Origin of the sequence: Pelagibius sp. (genome assembly GCF_965227505.1) — a bacterium.
In the GTDB taxonomy this organism is placed as follows: Bacteria; Pseudomonadota; Alphaproteobacteria; order Kiloniellales; family Kiloniellaceae; genus Pelagibius.
Genome location: NZ_OZ245757.1, coordinates 1,059,491 through 1,078,662 on the forward strand (window position 1 = coordinate 1,059,491; position 19,172 = coordinate 1,078,662).

General features: G+C 65.4%; 18 protein-coding genes and 1 tRNA gene. 12 read left to right on the top strand and 7 right to left on the bottom strand.

Annotation, left to right across the window (positions count from 1 at the left end):
- Together ACO06P_RS05070 and ACO06P_RS05075 are read left to right on the top strand one after the other, a co-directional pair.
- On the top strand, nucleotides 1–1,515 hold the full coding sequence (locus tag ACO06P_RS05070) for a tripartite tricarboxylate transporter permease (protein ID WP_420348921.1): 1,515 nt from the start codon (nucleotides 1–3) through the stop codon (nucleotides 1,513–1,515).
- 2 nt (nucleotides 1,516–1,517) lie between these two features.
- The gene (locus ACO06P_RS05075; RefSeq protein ID WP_420348922.1) at nucleotides 1,518–2,792 is read left to right on the top strand and encodes a CaiB/BaiF CoA transferase family protein; all 1,275 of its coding nucleotides are present in this window, start codon (nucleotides 1,518–1,520) and stop codon (nucleotides 2,790–2,792) included.
- A gap of 33 nt (nucleotides 2,793–2,825) precedes the next feature.
- Here the strand turns inward: ACO06P_RS05075 and ACO06P_RS05080 are convergent, their stop codons facing one another.
- Nucleotides 2,826–3,716, bottom strand: a complete 891-nt coding sequence (locus tag ACO06P_RS05080) for a LysR family transcriptional regulator (protein ID WP_420348923.1) — start codon at nucleotides 3,714–3,716, stop codon at nucleotides 2,826–2,828.
- Between the two features lie 95 nt (nucleotides 3,717–3,811).
- Here ACO06P_RS05080 and ACO06P_RS05085 point away from each other — a divergent pair, with 95 nt between their 5' ends.
- Nucleotides 3,812–4,108: a YciI family protein gene (locus tag ACO06P_RS05085; protein ID WP_420348924.1), complete on the top strand. Its 297-nt coding sequence runs from the start codon at nucleotides 3,812–3,814 to the stop codon at nucleotides 4,106–4,108.
- A 51-nt stretch (nucleotides 4,109–4,159) separates the two neighbouring features.
- Here ACO06P_RS05085 and ACO06P_RS05090 read toward each other — a convergent pair whose 3' ends face one another.
- The 3 genes from ACO06P_RS05090 to ACO06P_RS05100 form a co-directional block, all read right to left on the bottom strand.
- On the bottom strand, nucleotides 4,160–4,627 hold the full coding sequence (locus ACO06P_RS05090; RefSeq protein WP_420348925.1) for a flavodoxin family protein: 468 nt from the start codon (nucleotides 4,625–4,627) through the stop codon (nucleotides 4,160–4,162).
- Nucleotides 4,628–4,714: 87 nt separating this feature from the next.
- Nucleotides 4,715–5,200 (bottom strand): hypothetical protein, encoded by a 486-nt coding sequence (locus ACO06P_RS05095; protein WP_420348926.1) that lies wholly within the window; start codon nucleotides 5,198–5,200, stop codon nucleotides 4,715–4,717.
- A gap of 170 nt (nucleotides 5,201–5,370) precedes the next feature.
- Complete coding sequence (locus ACO06P_RS05100; RefSeq protein ID WP_420348927.1) at nucleotides 5,371–5,619, bottom strand: DUF1127 domain-containing protein; 249 nt, start codon at nucleotides 5,617–5,619, stop codon at nucleotides 5,371–5,373.
- A gap of 157 nt (nucleotides 5,620–5,776) precedes the next feature.
- On the opposite strand from ACO06P_RS05100, the gene ACO06P_RS05105 reads away from it, so the two are divergent.
- From ACO06P_RS05105 to ACO06P_RS05135, 7 genes are all read left to right on the top strand, one after another.
- On the top strand, nucleotides 5,777–6,709 hold the full coding sequence (locus ACO06P_RS05105) for a transcriptional regulator GcvA (protein WP_420348928.1): 933 nt from the start codon (nucleotides 5,777–5,779) through the stop codon (nucleotides 6,707–6,709).
- A 77-nt stretch (nucleotides 6,710–6,786) separates the two neighbouring features.
- Nucleotides 6,787–7,992 carry an acetylornithine deacetylase gene (gene argE / locus ACO06P_RS05110; protein WP_420348929.1) on the top strand — a complete coding sequence of 402 codons (1,206 nt, stop codon included), beginning with the start codon at nucleotides 6,787–6,789 and terminating at the stop codon, nucleotides 7,990–7,992.
- Nucleotides 7,985–8,629 carry an HAD family hydrolase gene (locus ACO06P_RS05115; protein WP_420348930.1) on the top strand — a complete coding sequence of 215 codons (645 nt, stop codon included), beginning with the start codon at nucleotides 7,985–7,987 and terminating at the stop codon, nucleotides 8,627–8,629. The genes argE and ACO06P_RS05115 overlap by 8 nt, the downstream gene beginning before the upstream one ends.
- A gap of 88 nt (nucleotides 8,630–8,717) precedes the next feature.
- Nucleotides 8,718–9,812 carry an AbrB family transcriptional regulator gene (locus ACO06P_RS05120; protein ID WP_420348931.1) on the top strand — a complete coding sequence of 365 codons (1,095 nt, stop codon included), beginning with the start codon at nucleotides 8,718–8,720 and terminating at the stop codon, nucleotides 9,810–9,812.
- A 123-nt stretch (nucleotides 9,813–9,935) separates the two neighbouring features.
- Entirely contained in the window at nucleotides 9,936–10,241 is a 306-nt protein-coding gene (locus ACO06P_RS05125; RefSeq protein WP_420348932.1) for a hypothetical protein, read from the top strand.
- A 283-nt stretch (nucleotides 10,242–10,524) separates the two neighbouring features.
- Nucleotides 10,525–12,618 (top strand): HAMP domain-containing methyl-accepting chemotaxis protein, encoded by a 2,094-nt coding sequence (locus tag ACO06P_RS05130; RefSeq protein WP_420348933.1) that lies wholly within the window; start codon nucleotides 10,525–10,527, stop codon nucleotides 12,616–12,618.
- Nucleotides 12,619–13,022: 404 nt separating this feature from the next.
- Nucleotides 13,023–15,029, top strand: a complete 2,007-nt coding sequence (locus tag ACO06P_RS05135) for a HAMP domain-containing methyl-accepting chemotaxis protein (protein ID WP_420348934.1) — start codon at nucleotides 13,023–13,025, stop codon at nucleotides 15,027–15,029.
- A gap of 87 nt (nucleotides 15,030–15,116) precedes the next feature.
- Here ACO06P_RS05135 and ACO06P_RS05140 read toward each other — a convergent pair whose 3' ends face one another.
- Both ACO06P_RS05140 and ACO06P_RS05145 read right to left on the bottom strand, forming a co-directional pair.
- Nucleotides 15,117–15,917 (bottom strand): SDR family NAD(P)-dependent oxidoreductase, encoded by an 801-nt coding sequence (locus ACO06P_RS05140; protein ID WP_420348935.1) that lies wholly within the window; start codon nucleotides 15,915–15,917, stop codon nucleotides 15,117–15,119.
- A gap of 684 nt (nucleotides 15,918–16,601) precedes the next feature.
- Complete coding sequence (locus tag ACO06P_RS05145) at nucleotides 16,602–17,039, bottom strand: globin domain-containing protein (RefSeq protein WP_420348936.1); 438 nt, start codon at nucleotides 17,037–17,039, stop codon at nucleotides 16,602–16,604.
- Nucleotides 17,040–17,213: 174 nt separating this feature from the next.
- Between ACO06P_RS05145 and ACO06P_RS05150 the strand changes: the two genes are divergently transcribed.
- Together ACO06P_RS05150 and ACO06P_RS05155 are read left to right on the top strand one after the other, a co-directional pair.
- Nucleotides 17,214–18,104, top strand: coding sequence for a LysR family transcriptional regulator (locus ACO06P_RS05150; protein ID WP_420348937.1), 891 nt, complete (start codon nucleotides 17,214–17,216; stop codon nucleotides 18,102–18,104).
- A 538-nt stretch (nucleotides 18,105–18,642) separates the two neighbouring features.
- Nucleotides 18,643–18,729 (top strand) — tRNA-Leu (locus ACO06P_RS05155).
- Between the two features lie 68 nt (nucleotides 18,730–18,797).
- On the opposite strand, the gene ACO06P_RS05160 is transcribed toward ACO06P_RS05155, so the two are convergent.
- Nucleotides 18,798–19,151 (bottom strand): hypothetical protein, encoded by a 354-nt coding sequence (locus ACO06P_RS05160; RefSeq protein ID WP_420348938.1) that lies wholly within the window; start codon nucleotides 19,149–19,151, stop codon nucleotides 18,798–18,800.
- Between the last annotated feature and the right edge of the window lie 21 nt (nucleotides 19,152–19,172).

Genomic DNA, 19,172 nt, shown 5'->3' on the forward strand with positions numbered 1-19,172 from the left:
ATGGAGATCTTCGCCGGCCTCGCCACGGTCCTGACCGATCCCGCGCTGGTCTTCTTTGTCCTGCTCGCGGCCATCGTGGGCATGGTGGTGGGGGCCATTCCGGGGCTCACGGCTTCGGCGGCGATCGCCATGCTGCTGCCCATCACCTTTTACATGGAGCCCCTCTCGGCCCTCGCCTTTCTCTATGTCATCGGCAAGTCGGGCCGCTACGGCGGCTCCATCGCCGCGATCCTGTTCAACACGCCGGGCACCGCCGCCTCCGCCGCCACCCAGCTCGACGGCTACCCCCTGGCCCGGCGCGGCATGTCCTCCAAGGCCATGAAGGTCGCCACGGTGTCCTCCGTGATCGGCGACTTCACCGGCGAGGTTCTCCTGATCGTCGGTGTCGGCTTCATCGCGGCCATCGCGCTCAGGCTTGGCCCGCCGGAACTCTTCGCCATCTACTTCGCGGCCTTTGTCGTCATCGGCTCGGTGATCGGTAAGTCGATCCTGAAGGGCCTGGCCAGCGCCGCCCTCGGCGTCCTCGTGCAGATGGTCGGCCTCGACCCGATCTCCTCCGAAGAGCGCTTCACCTTCGGCAGCTTCGACCTGACCAACGGAATCTCCCTGGTGCCGCTGATGATCGGGATCTTCGTGCTCGGCGAGGTCTTCGCCCAGCTCGAACAGCGGCACCGCAAGACCGAGATCTTCGCGCCCCCTTCCAGCGCGGAGGCCCGGGCACGCAACCGCCTGACCTGGGCGGAGTACAAGCCCTGTATGCCCCACGTGGTTCGCTCGTCCTTCATCGGCGCTTTCATCGGCATGCTGCCGGGCCTCGGCTCCGCGATCGCCGCCTTTGTCGCCTACGGCGAAGGCAAGCGCCGGGCGAAGAACCCGGAACAATGGGGCCAGGGCGCTTTGGAGGGGATTGCCGCGCCGGAGGCCGCCAACAATGCCGTATCCGGCCCCTCCATGGCGCCGCTGCTCACCCTTGGCATCCCCGGATCGACCATCGGGGCGATCCTGGTCGGCGTGTTCCTGATCCACGGCATCCAGATCGGCCCGACCCTGTTCCTGACCTCCCGAGAGCTGGTCTACAGCCTCTTTGCCGCCGGGCTGCTGGGCATCGTTCTCTACGGACTGATCGGTTACTTCGGGGCGGCCTTCGTCGGTCGTTTCATCCTGCGGGTGCCGACCGGCGTTCTCTACCCGGTCATATTCCTGACCGCCTTCGTTGCCGCCTACGCCTCCCGGGGCAACCTTTTCGATGTCTACGTCATGGTGGCGGCGGGCTTCGCCGGTTGGCTGATGCGCAAACTCGACTTCAATCCAGCCGCCTTTGTCATCTCCTTCGTGCTGGCGGGCGGCGCGGAGGAGACCTTCCGGCAGTCGCTGCTGTTGTCCGACCACGGCGTGCTGATCTTCTTCACCCGTCCCGTCGCGCTGGCCTTTCTGCTCTTGGGGGTTGCTGCCGTGTTCTTCCGCGCCCGCAGCCTCAGCCGCCAGGCGCGCCAGACCGCCCTGGAGGACGCCTAGACATGGCCCGGCGCAACGGACAGACCGACGAGGCGGCACCCGCACCGCTGGCCGGGCTGCGGGTCATCGATTTCACCCACGTGCTGGCCGGTCCGGCCTGCGCCTACTTCCTGGGTCTCCTGGGGGCGGAGGTCATCAAGGTGGAGTCCGCCGGGCGCGGCGATGCCATGCGCTATCGCGGCGGCACCGACAGCGCCCGCGCCGACGCCGGGATGAGCACCGCCTACCTGACCCAGGCGGCCGGCAAGAAGTCGGTCGCGCTCGATCTCGAATGTCCAAATGGCCGCGAGGTCATGCGCCGGCTGATCGGCTCCGCCGACATCCTGGTCGAAAACCACCGCCCCGAAACGCTGACAGCCCTCGGCCTCGATGAATCGTTCCTTCGGGTGCTGAATCCGCGCCTGATCCACTGTGCAATGACAGGCTACGGCCGCAAGGGGAGCCTGGAGAACGCGCCGGCTTACGACGTGAACATCCAGGCGGCCTGCGGCCTGATGACCCTGACCGGCACGCCCGAGTCCGGCCCCCTGCGCACCGGCGCGCCGATCATGGACTACGGGACCGCGCTTGCCGCAGGCTTCGCCATCACCGCGGCCTTGCATCAGCGCGAGCGCAGCGGGCAGGGCACCTTTGTCGACGTATCGATGCTGGAGACGGCCTTCACCCTCATGAGTTCGACGATCACCGATTTCTTCGCAACCGGTAACGCACCGGCACCCAGAGGAAACGCTGCCAACAGCCGTAGTCCCGGCGCCGGCAACTTTCCCTGCAAGGAGGGTGTCCTCAGCCTCGGCGTCAACGAAGAGCATCAATTCGAGGCGTTGGCGCGGGTGCTGGGACGTGCGCAGTGGCTGACCGATCCGCGCTTCGTCGATCGCCGGTCCCGCGGGGTGCACAGTGCCGTCCTCGAAAACGCAATAGCCGAAGCCCTGCTGACGCGCACGGCAGCGCAGTGGGAAGAGGAGATGCTCGCCAACGGGGTGCCCGCCGCGTGCCTGCGTTCGTTGCCGGAGAGCCTCGCGCTTGAACAGACGGCCACGCGCCGTTTCCTTCATCACGACGGAGAGACCGGCCTCACGCTGCCAACCCTGCCGTTCCGCATCGGTGAGGCCGCAACCCACGCCCCCGTCTCCCCACCGCCACGCCTGGGCGAAAACTCGGCGGAGGTGCTTGCCATGCTCGGCTACACGGTTGCCGAAGTCGACGCGCTGTGCAGGTCCGGGGCCGTCAGCAGACCCCGGACGGAAACAACAGACCTGAACGCCCTCGACCATTGACAGTCCGCAGGTCGGAGCAGCGGTCACGGCGGCTCAGATCCGGCCCAACGTTTCCTCGATCCAGCCTCTGACGGCGCGCATGCGCGGCAGGGCGGCCAGTTCGCGCGGGACCAGCAGCCACAGCTCGCGCGTGGGCAGTTGCAGGCCCCGCGGCGGCGGCAGTTTTCGCAGGCGCGGATCGTGTCCGGCGACGGCGGCGGGCAACAGCGTCCGTCCGCAGCCTGCGACTGCGGCCTCGTGCGCCGCATCGACATCGCTCACTCTGAAGGGCGCGGCCGATCCGCCCGACCTGCGCAGCGCCGCCTCCAGCCAGCGTGCCTGCGGCAGGTGGCTCATGGTTTCGTCGTAGGTGACCCAGGGCTGTGGCGGCCGGGCAGCGGCGCTCCGGCCGACGGCTCCGTAAACGCCGAAAGCCAGCCGGCCGACGCACTGCGCTTTCACCCGAAACCCGCCGCTGCGCGGGCGCGCAAACCGCAAGGCCATGTCGGTTTCCCGGCGCGTCAGACTGAGATCCTTCAGGTCCGACACCAGTTCCAGCCGAAGCGCGGGATGGCTCCGCTTCAGCTCCGGCAGTCTCGGAATGAGAATGCGGTTCATGACGTAGGGCACCGTGGTCAGCCTCACCACGCCGGCCGTGTCTTCGACGCCGCCGTCTCCGCCATCGAGTGCGGCGCCATCGAGTGCGGCAAGGTCGCGCTCGGTCCGCTCCGCGATGCGCACCAGAGAGCGTCCGAGCGTCGTGAGTTCGAAGCGGCCGTCTGCAAGGCGTTGGTACAGCCGCTGTCCGAGGGCGGCCTGAACAGCCGCCAACCGCCGGGATACCGTCGTATCGTCGACCCCGAGCCGCCGGGCTGCCGGTGTCAGACGCCCGGCCCGGCTGATGGCCAGCAGGTAGCGCAGATCGTTCCAGTTCGGCTTCTGCATTTCTGCAGCTCCAATTGCATAACTTCGCCTTCCACCTGCAAGTATGCAGGCCTAGGCTGCCCTGCGAAAGGTCATCCATAACCCGGGAGTGAGCCATGCTCTTTGCGGTACTCTTCGAGGACGACCCGCGAGAGGCCGCGGCGCTGCGCGCTCAGCATCTGCCGGCCCATCTGCGGTTTCTCGAAAGACACAGGGAGCGCGTTGTCGCCGCAGGCCCGCTCCTGTCGGCGGGCGGCGAGGCCGAAGGCGGGCTTTGGCTGGTCGAGGCGGACGACCGCGACACCGTCGACCGTATGGTTCGGGAAGACCCGTTCTGGCCGACCGGGCTTCGCAAATCGGTTCGCATCGCTACCTGGAAGCAGGTCTTCGCGCAGGGCCGCAGAATGGTCTAGGGGGTCCGGGGCGCCTACAGCCGGCGGACAGTCATTCGCCGGTGTCAGGTCTCAGAAGATTCCGGCATCGAGGCCGGCCGCCATGGCGGCGCCGAGGTCGCGCGCTTCATCCAGAAAGCTGTCCTGCCACGCGCCCTTGAACACCAGTGGCGGCTGCACAGCCCGCCAGCGCAGCCCGGTGGTGATGCTCTCAACGGCGCGCCGGGTGCCGGTGCCGTCGTGTCCCGCCCGGATGTAGAGGCAATAGGGCAGGCCCTGGGTCTTCTCGAGGCAGGGGTAGTAGCTGCGGTCGAAGAAGTCCTTCAGCGCACCGCTCATGTAGCCCAGGTTCTCGGTCGTCCCGAGAATGACCGCCTGCGCCGCCAGCACGTCGTCCGGCCCTGCATCGAGCGGCGGGACCGCCGTGACGTCGAGGCTGTCGGTCTCGCAGTCCCGCGCGGCGCCGACCACGGCCTCCTTCAATGCTCTGGTGTTGGCCGAAGGCGCGTGGGCCACAATCAGCAAGCGCTTGTCAGCCATTGCGCGGCTCGCTACCTGCCGGAGACATCCGTCCCCGGTCCGGTGCCTCGCGGGCGCTGCGCCGGACAGACACGGGGCCGGCGCGCCTCAGCCGGCGGCGGCGCCTTTGCCGAGCCGCGCCGAGAGGGCCTTCAGATAACGCAGGTCGCCGGCGGTGAACTCGTCCTCGGCGATGTCGGTCTTGTAGCCCTCAAGCTCTTCGCGCAGGTCGTCCGAGACACTGGGGCCGGCCAGGAGCTTTTCGATGATGCGCAGCGCCTCCGCATGATGGGCTTGCCGCTCCTCTGCGCTCAGCGGCGCGTGCGCGTCATCGGACGACTCGTCTCCGCCCTCGTCTTCCGCCTCGTCCTCAAGCTCGCCGTCTTCGAAGTCGTCCTCGAGATCGTCAGCCTCAAGCTCGTCCGCGGACGCGTCGTCGTCTTCCTCGGGCACGATGAGCGCATCCCAGGACTGGCCGGCACCGCTTACCATGCCATGCAGCCGGCGCGCCGCCGCAAGGGCCTCCTCGTCCTGCGCACTGCCCAGTTTCTCAAGCTGCTCAATCAGAGTGGCCCGCTCAAGCGGTTCAGTCATACCCGTCCTCGCCAGCATCAGATCAGAATCGCATCAACGCCGGGAGCTTAGCGGGTTTTGTACAAAAGCTACAGGGCCGGTCGCAGGGCCGGTCGCAGGGGCGGTCGCAGGCCCGGCCGGGCCCGGCGCCGCGTAGCGTGCTGCCGGGCGACCAGTTCAGATGCGGCGGCTCAGATGTGGCGGCTCCAGCGCAGCCTGCTGGCCATCTCCGACAGATCTTCTTCGGTAAGACCGATATCACGCCTCTGGTGCTGGCTCATCTGGGCCATGGAGGCGCGTTCCTCGGAACGCTGCTGCCAGTCGATCATCAGGTCCAGCACGGCCAGCGGCAGCCGCAGCACGGCCTTGAGGATGTCGGTGAGGGCCGAGGGCTGAGCGCCCAGGACCGGGGACGGTCTCCGTGAAACTGCGTTCGACATCTTAGGCTTCCTTATACGAAAAATTCACTATGAGGCGCCCGGCGGCGCAGGCTTTTACAACTTTGGACAATCTCTTAGCGCAAGATTTATTGACGATTGCTGAATCCGGCAAACGATGATATTTCATGCACATCATCAGCAAATCTAATGCGAAAGCATGTCCCGAAAACTCCCGCCGTTGAAGGCCTTGCGGGCCTTCGAGGCCGCGGCGCGTCACCTCTCCTTCACCCAGGCAGCCGCCGAGCTGAACGTCACCCAGGCGGCCATCAGCCACCAGGTGAAGCTGCTGGAGGAGCACCTCGGGCTCCAGCTCTTCCGGCGCCTCAACCGGCGCCTTGTCCTGACCGAGGCCGGCCAGATCTATCTGCCGGTACTGCGCGATGCTTTCGACCGCATTGCCGCCGGCACCAGCCAACTCTTCAAGGACGATGACTCCGGCCCGCTGACGGTGAGCGTTCTGCCCTCGCTGGCCGCCAAGTGGCTGTTGCCCCGAATGTCGCGCTTTCGCGACCGGCACCCTGACATCGACGTCATGATCTCGGCCAACAACAAGCTGGTCGACTTCTCGGACGACTCCGTCGAGATGGCAATTCGCTACGGCGCCGGCAACTATCCGGGTCTGCAGGTCGATCTCCTGCTCAGAGACGAGGTCTTTCCGGTCTGCAGCCCCTCACTGCTCAGGGGCCCCAATCCGCTGAAGGCACCGGAGGACCTGCGTCACTACACGCTGCTGCACGACGAGGTCTCGCGGCACGACGAAAGCCCGGACTGGCGCAACTGGCTGCGGGCGGCAAAGGTCAGCGGTATTGATTGCACCCGCGGCCCCGGCTTCAGCGACTCCTCCATGGTGATCGAGGCGGCCGCCGCCGGCCAGGGTGTCGCCCTCGCCCACCGCTGGCTGGCCGCGGCCGACCTGGAGAGCGGGCGTGTCGTCCAGCCCTTCGGACCGAGCGTGCCGTCGAAGTTCGCCTACTACATCGTCTGCCCACCGGCCTTGGCGGAGCGTCGCCGCGTCCGCCTCTTCCGCCAGTGGCTTCTGGAAGAAGCGCGGAAGACTGGCGCGGAATCCGCCGCTCTGTCATCCTGCTGAGGCTGCAAGCTCGATGTTCCTGTCCCCCTGCCTCCATCCCCTTCGCCCCCCAACCCTTTGCCCGGAGTGATCCTGTCTTGCCCGACACCCTGAATGCCGAAAGACCGGCCATCAGGCCGGAATCCCGCGCCATGATCGAGCGCCTGATCGCTTTCGACACGACCAGCCGCAACTCCAACCTGGACCTCATCCACTATGTCCGGGACTACCTTGCGGATCTCGGCGTGACCGCAACGCTGGTCCATGACCCCGGCGGCGGCAAGGCGAACCTCTATGCCACTTTGGGGCCGCAGGACCGCGGCGGCATTGCGCTCTCCGGCCATACCGACGTGGTTCCCATCGACGACCAGGACTGGACCCGCGATCCCTGGCAGGTCAGCGAATCCGGCGGCCGGCTCTACGGGCGCGGCACCTGCGACATGAAGAGCTTCGTGGCGGTGGCGCTCGCCCACGCGCCGCGTTTCCTGAGCGGCGAGTTGGAAACGCCGATCCATCTCTGCCTCTCTTACGACGAAGAGGTCGGCTGCCGCGGCGTGCCGGGCCTCCTGGCCCATCTTGCCGAGCAGCCGGTCCGCCCGCGGCTCTGCATCGTCGGCGAACCCACCGACATGAAGGTGGTCACCGCCCACAAGGGCAAGCTGTCGATGGCCTGCCACGTGCGCGGCAAGGAGGCGCATTCCTCCCTCGCCCCCCACGGCGTGAACGCGATCCAGGCCGCCGCCAGGGTGATTGGGCTGCTCACCGACATGGCGGCAGAGAAGACGGCGAACGGCCCCTTCGACAGCGACTACGACGTGCCCCATACAACCATCCATACGGGGCTCATCGAGGGCGGCACCCAGTTGAACATCGTACCTGGGCACTGCCGCTTCGAGTTCGAGTTCCGCTATCTGCCGGAGGACTCCCCCGATGCGCTTCTGGCCAGGGTCAAGGCCTACGCCGAGCAGGAGATCGCCCCGGCCATGCAGGCCATCGACCCGGCGAGCGGCTTCACCTGGGAGCCGCTGTCCAGCTTCCCCGGCCTCGACCTGGCCCCGGAGGCCGAGGTCGTCGATCTGGCAAAGGCCCTGACCGGCAGCAATGCGACGGGGAAAGTCGCCTTCGGTACCGAGGCCGGGCTGTTCGACGACAGCGGCATCCCCGCCGTGGTCTGCGGCCCTGGGTCCATCGACCAGGCCCACAAACCCGACGAGTTCGTGACCCTGGAGCAGATCGCACTGTGTGAGCGTTTCATGGACCGGCTGGAGGAACGGGTACGCCCCGGCGGGCTCGCCCATGGCTGACGAGAGGTCGCAGCAACAACAGGGCGGCCGCAACGTGGCTGCCGTGGTCTTCGACCTCGGCGGTGTTCTGATCGACTGGGATCCGCGGCACCTCTACCGCAAGATCTTCTCCGACGACGCGGAGATGGAGCACTTCCTGACCAGAGTGTTCTCCTCCGACTGGAACGAACAGGCAGACGGCGGCCGCCCGACCGCGGAGATCACTGCCGAACTCTGCGCTCTCCATCCCGAAAAACTTCCACTGATCGAGGCCTACTACGATCGCTTTCCCGAGATGATGAAAGGGGCGATCGACGGCACCGTGTCCGTGGTCGAACGCCTCCACGAAAAGGGACTGCCGCTGTTCGTGCTTTCCAACTTTTCCGCGGAGACCTTCCCTCACGCGCGCCGGCGCTTCGCCTTCTTCGAACGCTTTTCGGGAATGGTGATCTCCGGCGAGGTCGGCATGAAAAAGCCGGAACCGCGCATCTATGATCTGCTGACCGAACGCTTCGGTCTGACACGCGCCGAAACTCTCTTCATCGACGACCGCAGGGACAATGCGGCGGCCGCCCGGGAGGCCGGCTGGCAGGCTCTGCACTTCACGTCGCCGGATCTCCTGGCCGATGATCTGACGCGCCTGGGACTGCTGGATTGAGGTCGCTCCCTCCATCCGCGGGCCGAGCCGGTCCGCTGAACGATTCGCGCGCCGGAACAGCAAGATCGCGCCGGCGGACCGCCGGCTGATGGCACCGAAACCAAAACAGGCGCAAGCCACGCCCTGGCACAAGATCGTCCTGGCCCTGACCGTGGGGGCCGCCGGCGGCTGGTTGGCCAGCCTTCTGGCGCTGCCGCTCGCCTGGATGATCGGGGCCATGCTGGCGACCACGATCGCCGCCATGGCCGGCCTGCCGATCGCTCTGCCGATCCTCTACCGCACCGCCATGGTGGCGGTGCTGGGGGTCATGCTGGGCAGCGGCTTCGCACCGGAGATTCTGGACCGGGTCGGCGACTGGGTCATCTCCCTCCTGGGCCTCATCGCCTACACGCTGGTCGCCGCGGCGGTGGTGTCGGTCTTCCTGCGCAGGGTCGCCGGCTACGATCCGATCACCGCCTACTTCTCCGCCTCGCCGGGCGGTCTTTCGGAAATGATGATCATCGGCGGCGCCATGGGTGGTGACGAACGGATCATCTCCCTTACCCACACTTCGCGGATCCTTCTGGTGGTCCTCGCCCTGCCCTTCGTCATGCAGTGGGTCTTCGGCTTCACCCCCGGCCCGCGGCCGCCCGGCGGCATTCCGCTGGTGGAGGCCGAGGCCTTCGACATGGCGGTCCTGACGCTCTGCGGCGTCGTTGGCTTCTTCGCCGCCCGCATGGCCCGCCTTCCGGCGGCCGCAATCCTGGGGCCCATGGCCGCTTCGGCGGCCATCCACCTGGCCGGCTGGAGTGATGCCAAGCCGCCGAACGAACTCGTCGCCGCAGCGCAGGTTGTGGTGGGAACGACGATCGGCTGCCGTTTTGCCGGGGTCGGGCTCAAGCTTGTCGGGCGTACCTTGCTGGCATCGCTGGGAAGCACCGTCATCCTGGTCGGCGGCTGCCTGCTGTTCGCGGTGATGCTGCATCCGCTGACCGGTCTGCCGACCATCGCCCTGTTCCTGGCCTACGCGCCGGGCGGCGTCGCAGAGATGAGCCTGATCGCCCTTGCACTTTCCGTCGATGCCGCCCTGGTGGCAACGCACCACATCGTGCGCATTTTCTTCATCGTCGTCTTCACCCCGCTTCTCTTTCGCATTCTGCCCGCCGGGATGACCGGACGAAGCAAGCTGCCAGCTTCCGAATGACAGGCTCCGAGTAACAGCCGCCGGGCCGATTTGGCGGCCTCGGCCGGCCCTAGACTTGACACACTCCTGTCACGCCGCCCGGGCCAGCTTTGGCAGTGTCTCGAAAGAGTCGCAGGGGTCGTGATGTCGGATCGTTTTCTCGCCGTTTTGCTGGCTCTCTGCCTTGTGCTGCCGCTCGGCCTGAACCTCGACGGGGAACTGTTCGGTCCGGACGACGCCGTTTCTCCCGGGGCCGAACTGGAGTCTCTCCTGAACAGCCCGGACGCCCAGCCCCCTGCCCGGCAGGTCATCGTCATTGCGCCTGACCATTTCGACGGCGACAGGGCAGTCGATGGGTCTGTGCCCGTCAGCGTCGAAGACACCGCGCCCGCGAGCCCCTGGGGCGCCTACCCCATCGACGCCACCAGCCTGGGGCACACTGAGCCCTGACCGCGGCTTTCGGGCCAGCCCTTCCCAGCCCGCGCTGACGATCGCCCGCAGAGCCGCGGGCGGCCGGAGGTTGGGCCGCGCCCCAAACGCCAGGGTTGATCAAGATAACCATTCATTAGCAGATCGCTTGTAAATTATCGCACAATCTATCGTAGATTTTAGGCGTAGGCCGCAGCCGCTGTAGAATTTATCTATGTAATTTAGATAGTTACAGCGAAATCCGGATGAAAAACGCCATTCAAATAAACATCATAAGCAATCGCTAAATAAGAGGTGAACGACCATGACCTTCGACGCTTCTTCACCCGGGACCCGGGCCCGCAGCGGGATCGCAGCCGCGCCCGGGCGGACGACGCCGCTGTTCGCCTTCATCAACGACATCAGGGTGTCGACGCGGGTGTTCGGCGGCTTTGGAATCGTTCTCCTGCTGCTTTGCAGCCTCGGCGGCTTCTCGATCTACGCCCTCGATGCGGCCAACGACACCTTTACGGAGTACCGCGCCCTTGCGCGTCAAACCGCCACCGTGGGCGAGGCACAGGCCGACCTGCTGATGACGCGGATGAACGTGAAGGACTTCATCATCAGCAATTCCGAACAGGACCGGGAAGACGTCAACAAGTACCAACTGCAGACGCTGGCCGGCATCGACGCAACGCTCGAACTGGTCGCCCACCCCGACCGCCGGGCCGAACTCAATGAGGTCAAGCGCGCCATGGAAGACTATCGCGGCCACTTCGACACCGTCGTCGCGCTGAATGCCCGGCGCAACGAGATCGTGCATGGAACGCTGGATGTACTGGGTCCGAAGATCGAAACAGAACTGAGCGAGATCATGGAGACGGCGAACCGAGACGGCGACGCGGAAGCGACGTTCCTTGCGGGTATGGTCCTGCGCAACCTGCTGCTGGCGCGGACCTATGCGGCCACCTTTCTGGTCGACAACAAGCCCGAGTCTTACGAGCGGGTCATGCAGGAGTTCGAAGAACTGACGGCGCTTTCCGACGACCTGCTGGCCAGCCTCCAGAACCCGCGGCGCCGAACCCTTGCCACTCAGGTCGCCGATGGTGTCGCCACCTTCTCCGGCGCCTTTGAAGAAGTCAGCAGGGTCATCAACCATCGCAATACCGTAATCGCCGAGAGGCTCGATCAGATCGGCCCTGCCATCGCCGGCACGATCCGGGACTTCAAGCAGGCGGTCAAGGCGCGGCAGGACCAGATCGGTCCGGCAGCCGCAGCGCAGATGCGTCAGGCCGAACGGTTCGGCGCCATCGTTTCGGGCCTCGCCCTGGCCTTGGGCATCCTGATCGCCTGGGCAATCGGTATCGGGACGTCCCGCCCCATCAACCGCATGACGTCGGCCATGAACCGCCTGGCCGACGGCGACAAGAGCATCACCGTGCCCGCCCTGGGCCAGAAGGACGAACTTGGCGCTATGGCCGAAGCGGTGCAGGTGTTCAAGGAAAACGCCATCGAAATGGACCGCCTGACCGCCGAACGCGTTGAACAGGAAAAGAAGGCCGAGCAGGAAAAACGCCAGGCGATGGACGGTCTGGCCGGTGATTTCGAAGCTTCTGTGAAAGTGGTGGTCGACGCCGTCGGGTCTGCCGCCGACGACATTAAGTACTCCGCACAGAACCTCAGCAAGGCGGCGGAAGACGCAACCGCGCGCTCGACGGCCGTAGCCGCTGCGTCCGAACAGGCAACGGCCAACGTCCAGGCCGTGGCCTCCGCCTCAGAGGAAATGTCCGGATCGATCAACGAGATTGCCCGCCAGGTGACGGAATCGACCCGCAGCACCGGCGAGGCGAAGTCGGAGGTCGAGGAAACCGACACCGTGGTCCGCGATCTCGCCAGCGCCGCCCAGAAGATCGGCGAGGTCGTCACCCTGATCTCCGACATCGCCGAGCAGACCAACCTGCTGGCCCTCAACGCCACCATCGAGGCCGCGCGGGCCGGCGAAGCCGGCAAGGGCTTCGCCGTGGTCGCCTCTGAGGTCAAGAGCCTTGCCCAGCAGACCGCCAAGGCGACCGAGGAGATCTCTCAGCAGATCGCCGGCGTCCAGTCGACCACCGACTCGGCAGTGCAGGCGATCGGCCGGATCAAGGAGACCATCGTCAAGGTCGACGAGATCGCCGGTTCGATCTCCGCGGCCATCGAGGAGCAGACCGCCGCCGTCTCGGAGATCTCGACCAACACCCAGCAGGCCGCCACCGGCACGCAGGAGGTTTCCTCCAACATCGGCGACGTGCAGAAGGGTGCGGCGGATACCGGCACCGCCGCCCGCGCGGCGCTGGAAGCGGCCACCGGCCTCTCCCAGCAGTCGGTCGAACTCAACAAGAAGGTCGAGGAATTCCTGGGCCGCGTCCGCGCAGCCTAGCTACGCTCCTTCAACTGCTGCGCCCCCTCACCGGGGGGCCGATCCCGGCTCGGGGCGTCTGGCGCAACACGCCAGGCGCCCCGTTCTTTTGCCGCTCTCCCGAAGCGAAACGGCTTGAGCGGCGTTCTCACCCTCAAATCGCAATAAAGGCGCGACGAAACCCGTTGTTAATCATCTAGTCGGAATATGCATAAAAATAGCTCTAATTATTATAAAAACTTTGAGTAGATAAACCTGTAAGAAACTCGCGCTTATGGCTGCCGGAGACCTCTTCGCCGAGGGAGATGGAACGAGGCGCGATTAACACGGTCACAGCAGTCATCGGATGGGTAAGGACAATGAAAAGCGCAAACCTGGGCCAAATCTCTTCCGTTAAGGAGAAGGCGGGCAGTCTGCTCGGCTTCATGAGCAATCTCAAAATCTCGACCAGGGTCTTCGGAGGCTTTGGCCTGATCCTGGTCATGCTGACGGTGATCGGCGTCTTGTCGATCTACTCGCTCAACTTCGCGAATGAGACTTTCGGCGAATACCGCACCCTGGCCCGCCAGGCCAATGCGATCGGGCGCGTGCAGGCCAACCTGCTGATGACGCGGATGAACGTGAAGGACTTCATCATCACCAAGTCCGAGAAGGACCGGGACGAAGTCTTCCACTTCGAGGAAAAGACCGCTGAGCTGATCGACGATGCCTTGACGCTGGTCGTCGACCCGGGACGGCGTACCCTGCTGGAAGGCATGAAGGGACGCATGGCCGAATACAAGGGCCACTTTGAAAACGTCGTCGCACTGAATGACAAGCGCAACCAGATCGTCAATAGCACCCTGAACGTCATCGGTCCGCAGATCGAAAAGGACCTGACGGCGATCATGGAGAGCGCCTATAGAGACGGCGATGCCGAGGCTGCCTTCACCGCCGGCATGGTGTTGCGCAACCTTCTGCTCGCGCGGCTCTATGCCACCAAGTTCCTGGTCGACAACAAGCAGGAGTCCTATGACCGCGTGATGAAGGAGTTCGGCGAGCTGACCGAGCTGTCCGACGATCTGCTGGCCAGCCTGCAGAACCCGCGCCGGCGCCAGCTGGCCACGGCTGTGGTCGAGAACGTCTCCATCTATGAGACGTCTTTCGGTGACGTGAACGTGGTCATCAATCAGCGCAACGCCGTCATCAGTGAGCAGCTCGACAAGATCGGTCCGGAGGTGGCGAAGGCCATCGAGGACTACAAGCTCTCCGTCAAGAGCCGCCAGGATCAGATCGGTCCCGAGGCAACCGCTGCGATGGAACAGGCCGAAGTCACCGATGCGATCATCTCCGTCGTTGCCCTGGCCCTGGGCGTGGCCATTGCCTGGGTGATCGGCATGGGCATCTCTCGCCCGATCAACCGGATGACCGCGACCATGACGGAACTGGCCAAGGGCAACAAGACGCTGGAGGTTCCCGCTCTGGGCCAGAAGGACGAACTTGGCGCTATGGCCGAAGCGGTTCAGGTGTTCAAGGAAAACGCCATCGAGATGGACCGCCTCGCCGAGGAGCGCGTCGAACAGGAGAAGAAAGCCGAGGCAGAGAAGCGCCAGGCTATGAACCAGCTTGCCAGCGACTTCGAAACTTCGGTCAAGCAGGTCGTCGACTCGGTGTCTTCAGCCTCCAACGAGATCAAGACTTCAGCGCAGAACCTGACCAGCGCCGCGGAGGAGGCGACCTCCAAGTCGACGGCCGTTGCCGCGGCCGCGGAGCAGGCGACTGCCAACGTCCAAACGGTCGCGGCTTCCTCCGAAGAGATGTCGAGTTCGATCAACGAGATTGCCCGTCAGGTGACCGAATCGACCCGCAGCACCGGCGAGGCGAAGTCGGAGGTCGAGGAAACCGACACCGTGGTCCGCGATCTCGCCAGCGCCGCCCAGAAGATCGGCGAGGTCGTCACCCTGATCTCAGACATCGCCGAGCAGACCAACCTGCTGGCCCTCAACGCCACCATCGAAGCAGCCCGCGCCGGCGAGGCCGGCAAGGGCTTCGCCGTGGTCGCCTCTGAGGTCAAGAGCCTTGCCCAGCAGACCGCCAAGGCCACCGAGGAGATCTCTCAGCAGATCGCCGGCGTGCAGTCGACCACCGACTCCGCCGTGCAGGCGATCGGCCGGATCAAGGAGACCATCGTCAAGGTCGACGAGATCGCCGGTTCGATCTCCGCGGCCATCGAGGAGCAGACCGCCGCCGTCTCAGAGATCTCGACCAACACCCAGCAGGCCGCCACAGGGACCCAGGAGGTCTCCTCCAACATCGGCGACGTGCAGAAGGGTGCGGCGGATACCGGGACCGCCGCCCGCGCGGCGCTGGAAGCGGCCACCGGCCTCTCCCAGCAGTCGGTCGAGCTCAACAAGAAGGTCGAGGAATTCCTGGGCCGCGTACGCGCAGCCTAGCTTACGCCTTCCCGGCTGGGGCGTCCGGCGCTGAGGCGCCGGGCGCCCCTTTTCTTTTTGCGCGCGCTAGCCCTACGAAAACTTGGCCTACGAAAACTTAGCGGTGATGCCGCCGTCGACGATCAGCTCGGTGCCGGTGATGTACTTGGCTTCGTCCGACGCCAGAAACAGCGCAGCGTAGGCAACGTCCCAGGCATCGCCCATTTTGCCGGTCGGGCACTGGGCGTCGCGCTTGCGGACCATTTCGTCCACGTCGCCCTCGGCATAGGCATCCTTCAGAGGTTCCACGATCATGGGCGTGTTCATGAGACCGGGAAGCACCGCGTTGGCACGGATACCCTTCTTTGCGTATTGCAGTGCGACCGAGCGGGTGAAAGGGATCACCGCACCCTTGCTGGCGGAGTATGAGACGTAGGGCACACCGGTGTCACGTATCCCGGCGATGGAGGCGATGTTGACGATGGCGCCGCCGCCTTGGCGCTCCATCACCGGCAGCACATGCTTGCAGGTCAGAAACATCGACTTCAGGTTTACGTCAATGACCCGGTCCCAATCGGCCTCGCTGGTCTCCACCGGTCCGCCGACGGCAAGTATGCCGACGTTGTTGTCCAGCACGTCGATGCGGCCGTAGCGCTCCAGACACTGCGCCACCGTCGCCGCCACATCTGTGGCCTGGGAGACGTCGGCCTGCAACGCCTCGGCATCGCCGCCCTCCCCGCGGATGATCTCCGCCGTTTCCTCCGCCGCTGCGGCATTGATGTCGACACAACACAGCGCCGCACCTTCGCGCGCGAACAGCACGGCAGCCGCCTTGCCATTGCCCCAGCCGGGCCCGGAAGAGCCGGCCCCTACCACCATTGCCACCTTTCCGTCGAGCCGCCCGGCCATACCGGTGTTCCTCCCTCTGCCGCTTTCTGCTGCCGTCCCACCGTGTCACAGATCCTTCATAGAAGAAGTACGCGGGCAGGGCCAGTCCGCCCGGCATCCCTCCGCGCAGGCGGTTCGAGGGGCCTCACCGAGACGCCCAATGACGGCCCGTGTGATGGCCCGCCGGCGGGGACCTAGGATTTGCTCAGAAAAAGAGAGGCGCCCCACGGGCCGCTCCAGGGGTGGAGAAGGCTGCGACCCGTGGGGCAACGACAGACTGGGTGGAGGGGTGGGAGAGCCCTATCAGCCTGTCGACTTGTCTCTGCTTGGAAAAGGAAACGCTGCGGTGTCTGTCGGGCAGACGCCCTGCGTTAACGAGGGGGTAAGCGATCCTTTCCCAAACAGGCTGGCGCGAGCGCCGCGTTCCTATATCTTCAGTCGTTCCCTCTGCTGCCGCGGTTCAATCTTTGTTGCGGCAGAGGGCTGTTTTTCTTGAGTTCGAGGAAGCGCCTAAGCCACCCCAACCCGCGTTGTCGACCAGCGGCCCGGTTCCGAAGAAGCCTCTGGCGCTGTCGGGGTGGTGGCACCGGGCGCGTTGCGGATAACAATCATCATCAAAAAATCCTCAATCAAATAGGGCCAGCACTCAAATACGGTCAGCACAGCGGCAGATCCTCGGCTTACCGGGTCTCGCCCGGGCATCAGTCAGGTTTCCGCCGGTATCACCTCGTGACTGTAGGCACTTCTGATCATCAACCGAGAAACATCGTCATAAGCCTTGACCCAAGCCGCCCGCGTTTGCGGCGTGAAATCTTCGCCTAAAACCTCCGCGAGCATCCGGATCAGCGCATCACCGACCAGGGGATAATGCTGCGGCTTTACGCCATAGGCGACATGGCGCAGTGCAAGATCCTCCAAGACCGGAACGAGCCCCGGTATATTCTGCAGCTCGGCAACAATCAGGCCCAGCTTGCTCATCAACATTCCTCCCTGCTGCTCCATGTCGTTCAAAAACATGTGGCGCAGGTGGGGCGACCGCTCGAAGAGGATCCGGTAAAAACGGTTGGCCGCCTGCTGGCTGTCCTGCGAGACAACCCGGAAGCTGCTACGGATCAGCTCTGTTTCGTCGGGAGTCAAAGCCATCGGGCGGTGTCTCTAGTCAAATCCCTCTAATCACAAACTCGACACTCCATGGTATCCACGATCCTGCTGAGCGCCGGCGAGCAATAAATAAGTACCGGCAATTGCACGAGGCTTGAACCCGAGAAACCGCACAACGAAAATGCAGCATTGCATGTTCCTGCCAGGAGGCCGCATATGGACTGGGACAATCTGAAAGTGGCGCTTGCGATCAGCCGCCTGGGCTCCCTGACCCAGGCAGCCCAGGCGCTGGGCATCGACCAGTCCACCGCCGGCCGGCGCCTGACGGCCCTGGAGGGCGATCTGGGGACAATTCTCTTCGTCCGCTCCAAAACTGGCTTCGCCCTGACCGACGCCGGGGAAGCCGCCATTAACCAAGCCATCGAGGTGGAGCGCCGGATCGACCGGCTGCGGGATGCGGTGACGCCGAGCGAGAGCGGGCCCGCCGGGACGGTACGCCTGCTCGGCAACCACTGGACCCTGGACCGGCTGGCCCGCACCACGATGGGCGCCTTCCTGCAGCGCCATCCGCGTCTCGACCTGCGGCTCATCACCCTCACGCCGCGCAGCCGCATGCGCGGCGAGGCCTCGCTGTCGATCTGGTTCGAGGTGGAGCCACGCGAAAGCGAGTTCGCGATCAAGCTGGGCGACGTGCCCTATGCCGTCTACCGCGCGCACAACGCCGACGAAGCGGAGCTCGGCTGGATCTCGTTCTACGACGAGGACGCCGCCCGCCCCATCGTCGCCCGCGCCCACAAGCGCCTGCGCAGCCGCGGAGAGCCGCTGCGCATGACCGCGACCGATGCCGGCATCATGCTCTCCGCCGTGCGCCACGGAGTCGGAAAGGCCCTGCTGCCCATGTGCCTGGCCGAAGGGGACGACCAGCTGGTCCGCGTGAAGGAGGGAGAGCCGGAACTGATCCGGGCACTGCACCTCCACGCCCACCCCGACACGGTCGAAGCGGCGCGGATCCAGGCCACGATCCGCTGGCTGCGCGAGAGCTTTCAGTCGGTGTTCCTGCCGGCGAACCATGCCCCCTGCGCAGGCAAGGTCGCCGAGGCGCCCTGAGCCCAAGACCTGAACCCACAACCTGAGCCCACGCGGTGAGCCCAGGGGGTGAGCCCCTCCCCCAGCCCGCGAAGGAGGTGCCCCGCGGGCCTGTCCCCGGGGTGGATTGGGGAGTGGGCCCGCGGGGCGTTCGGCAGGCCGTTCGAGCTGTGGGAGAGCCCTGTCAGCCCGCCGAACCGGTCCCGGGGCAGGCCGTCTGCGCGCACGGAAAGCCCACCCCGCAGCAGCCTTTCGCTCGCGTCGGCGCCGCGCGCCTGCGGCACAGGCGGCACCCGGGCCGCCGGGAGGCGGTAGAAGATGCGGTTATGGGTGAGAGGGGTTCCCGGCGAACGACGCGCCCGAAAAGGCGCAACTCACGGTTCGTCGCCACCGGACAGGGATCGGTTCAATGGAGCCCGTTTGATTCAATCTGAGGTTTTATGCGACGCTGCCCATCCCCGCAGCCGCGCGCCCTATTGCTTCGGGCGGTGGCCTTGGGGCACAAGGAAGGCGCGGCGCCTGCAACGCGCACCCGTGGAATTGCCCGCTTGATGGAATTGCCCGCTTGATGGAATTGGTAGACATACGAGACTTAAAATCTCGGGACCGAGAGGTCGTGCCGGTTCGAGTCCGGCAGCGGGCACCAAACTCGTCGAAGCGTCCGGGTCGCGGCACGGCGGAACGGCGGCCTGCCTGGTCCGCCGCTCTCCTGGATCAGGCCATGAACCGCAGGGCATGGCCGAGCAGAAGGCAGGCCAGCGCCGATCCCGCCATGATGGGCAGGTAGACGATCGCCGTCCAGGCGTCGCCAAAGTCGACGGTGAAGAACGGGACGGCCACCGCCAGCAGCACCAGCAGGAACTGAAGCCAGAGCACGGCAAACCCCGGTTGAAGCTGCCAGACCGCGAAGCCGTAGACCACCACGGTCACCAGCAACGTCAGCACGATCGCACCAAAGACAGCGTAGTAGGCCGGGTGATGGACCGAGGCCGGCACCAGAGCGAAGAGGAAACCCGCGGTCAGATGCAGCGGAACCACGGCAAAGGTGGCGGAGGACGGCAGGGTCATGCGATCACGCTCCTTTGCCGT

Bases quoted from the DNA above. Each gene is read 5' to 3' on its own strand.
- ACO06P_RS05070 (WP_420348921.1), top strand. From the start codon at position 1: ATGGAGATCTTCGCCGGCCTCGCCACGGTCCTGACCGATCCCGCGCTG.
- ACO06P_RS05075 (WP_420348922.1), top strand. From the start codon at position 1,518: ATGGCCCGGCGCAACGGACAGACCGACGAGGCGGCACCCGCACCGCTG.
- ACO06P_RS05080 (WP_420348923.1), bottom strand. From the start codon at position 3,716: ATGCAGAAGCCGAACTGGAACGATCTGCGCTACCTGCTGGCCATCAGC.
- ACO06P_RS05085 (WP_420348924.1), top strand. From the start codon at position 3,812: ATGCTCTTTGCGGTACTCTTCGAGGACGACCCGCGAGAGGCCGCGGCG.
- ACO06P_RS05090 (WP_420348925.1), bottom strand. From the start codon at position 4,627: ATGGCTGACAAGCGCTTGCTGATTGTGGCCCACGCGCCTTCGGCCAAC.
- ACO06P_RS05095 (WP_420348926.1), bottom strand. From the start codon at position 5,200: ATGACTGAACCGCTTGAGCGGGCCACTCTGATTGAGCAGCTTGAGAAA.
- ACO06P_RS05100 (WP_420348927.1), bottom strand. From the start codon at position 5,619: ATGTCGAACGCAGTTTCACGGAGACCGTCCCCGGTCCTGGGCGCTCAG.
- ACO06P_RS05105 (WP_420348928.1), top strand. From the start codon at position 5,777: ATGTCCCGAAAACTCCCGCCGTTGAAGGCCTTGCGGGCCTTCGAGGCC.
- ACO06P_RS05115 (WP_420348930.1), top strand. From the start codon at position 7,985: ATGGCTGACGAGAGGTCGCAGCAACAACAGGGCGGCCGCAACGTGGCT.
- ACO06P_RS05120 (WP_420348931.1), top strand. From the start codon at position 8,718: ATGGCACCGAAACCAAAACAGGCGCAAGCCACGCCCTGGCACAAGATC.
- ACO06P_RS05125 (WP_420348932.1), top strand. From the start codon at position 9,936: ATGTCGGATCGTTTTCTCGCCGTTTTGCTGGCTCTCTGCCTTGTGCTG.
- ACO06P_RS05130 (WP_420348933.1), top strand. From the start codon at position 10,525: ATGACCTTCGACGCTTCTTCACCCGGGACCCGGGCCCGCAGCGGGATC.
- ACO06P_RS05135 (WP_420348934.1), top strand. From the start codon at position 13,023: ATGAGCAATCTCAAAATCTCGACCAGGGTCTTCGGAGGCTTTGGCCTG.
- ACO06P_RS05140 (WP_420348935.1), bottom strand. From the start codon at position 15,917: ATGGCCGGGCGGCTCGACGGAAAGGTGGCAATGGTGGTAGGGGCCGGC.
- ACO06P_RS05145 (WP_420348936.1), bottom strand. From the start codon at position 17,039: ATGGCTTTGACTCCCGACGAAACAGAGCTGATCCGTAGCAGCTTCCGG.
- ACO06P_RS05150 (WP_420348937.1), top strand. From the start codon at position 17,214: ATGGACTGGGACAATCTGAAAGTGGCGCTTGCGATCAGCCGCCTGGGC.
- ACO06P_RS05160 (WP_420348938.1), bottom strand. From the start codon at position 19,151: ATGACCCTGCCGTCCTCCGCCACCTTTGCCGTGGTTCCGCTGCATCTG.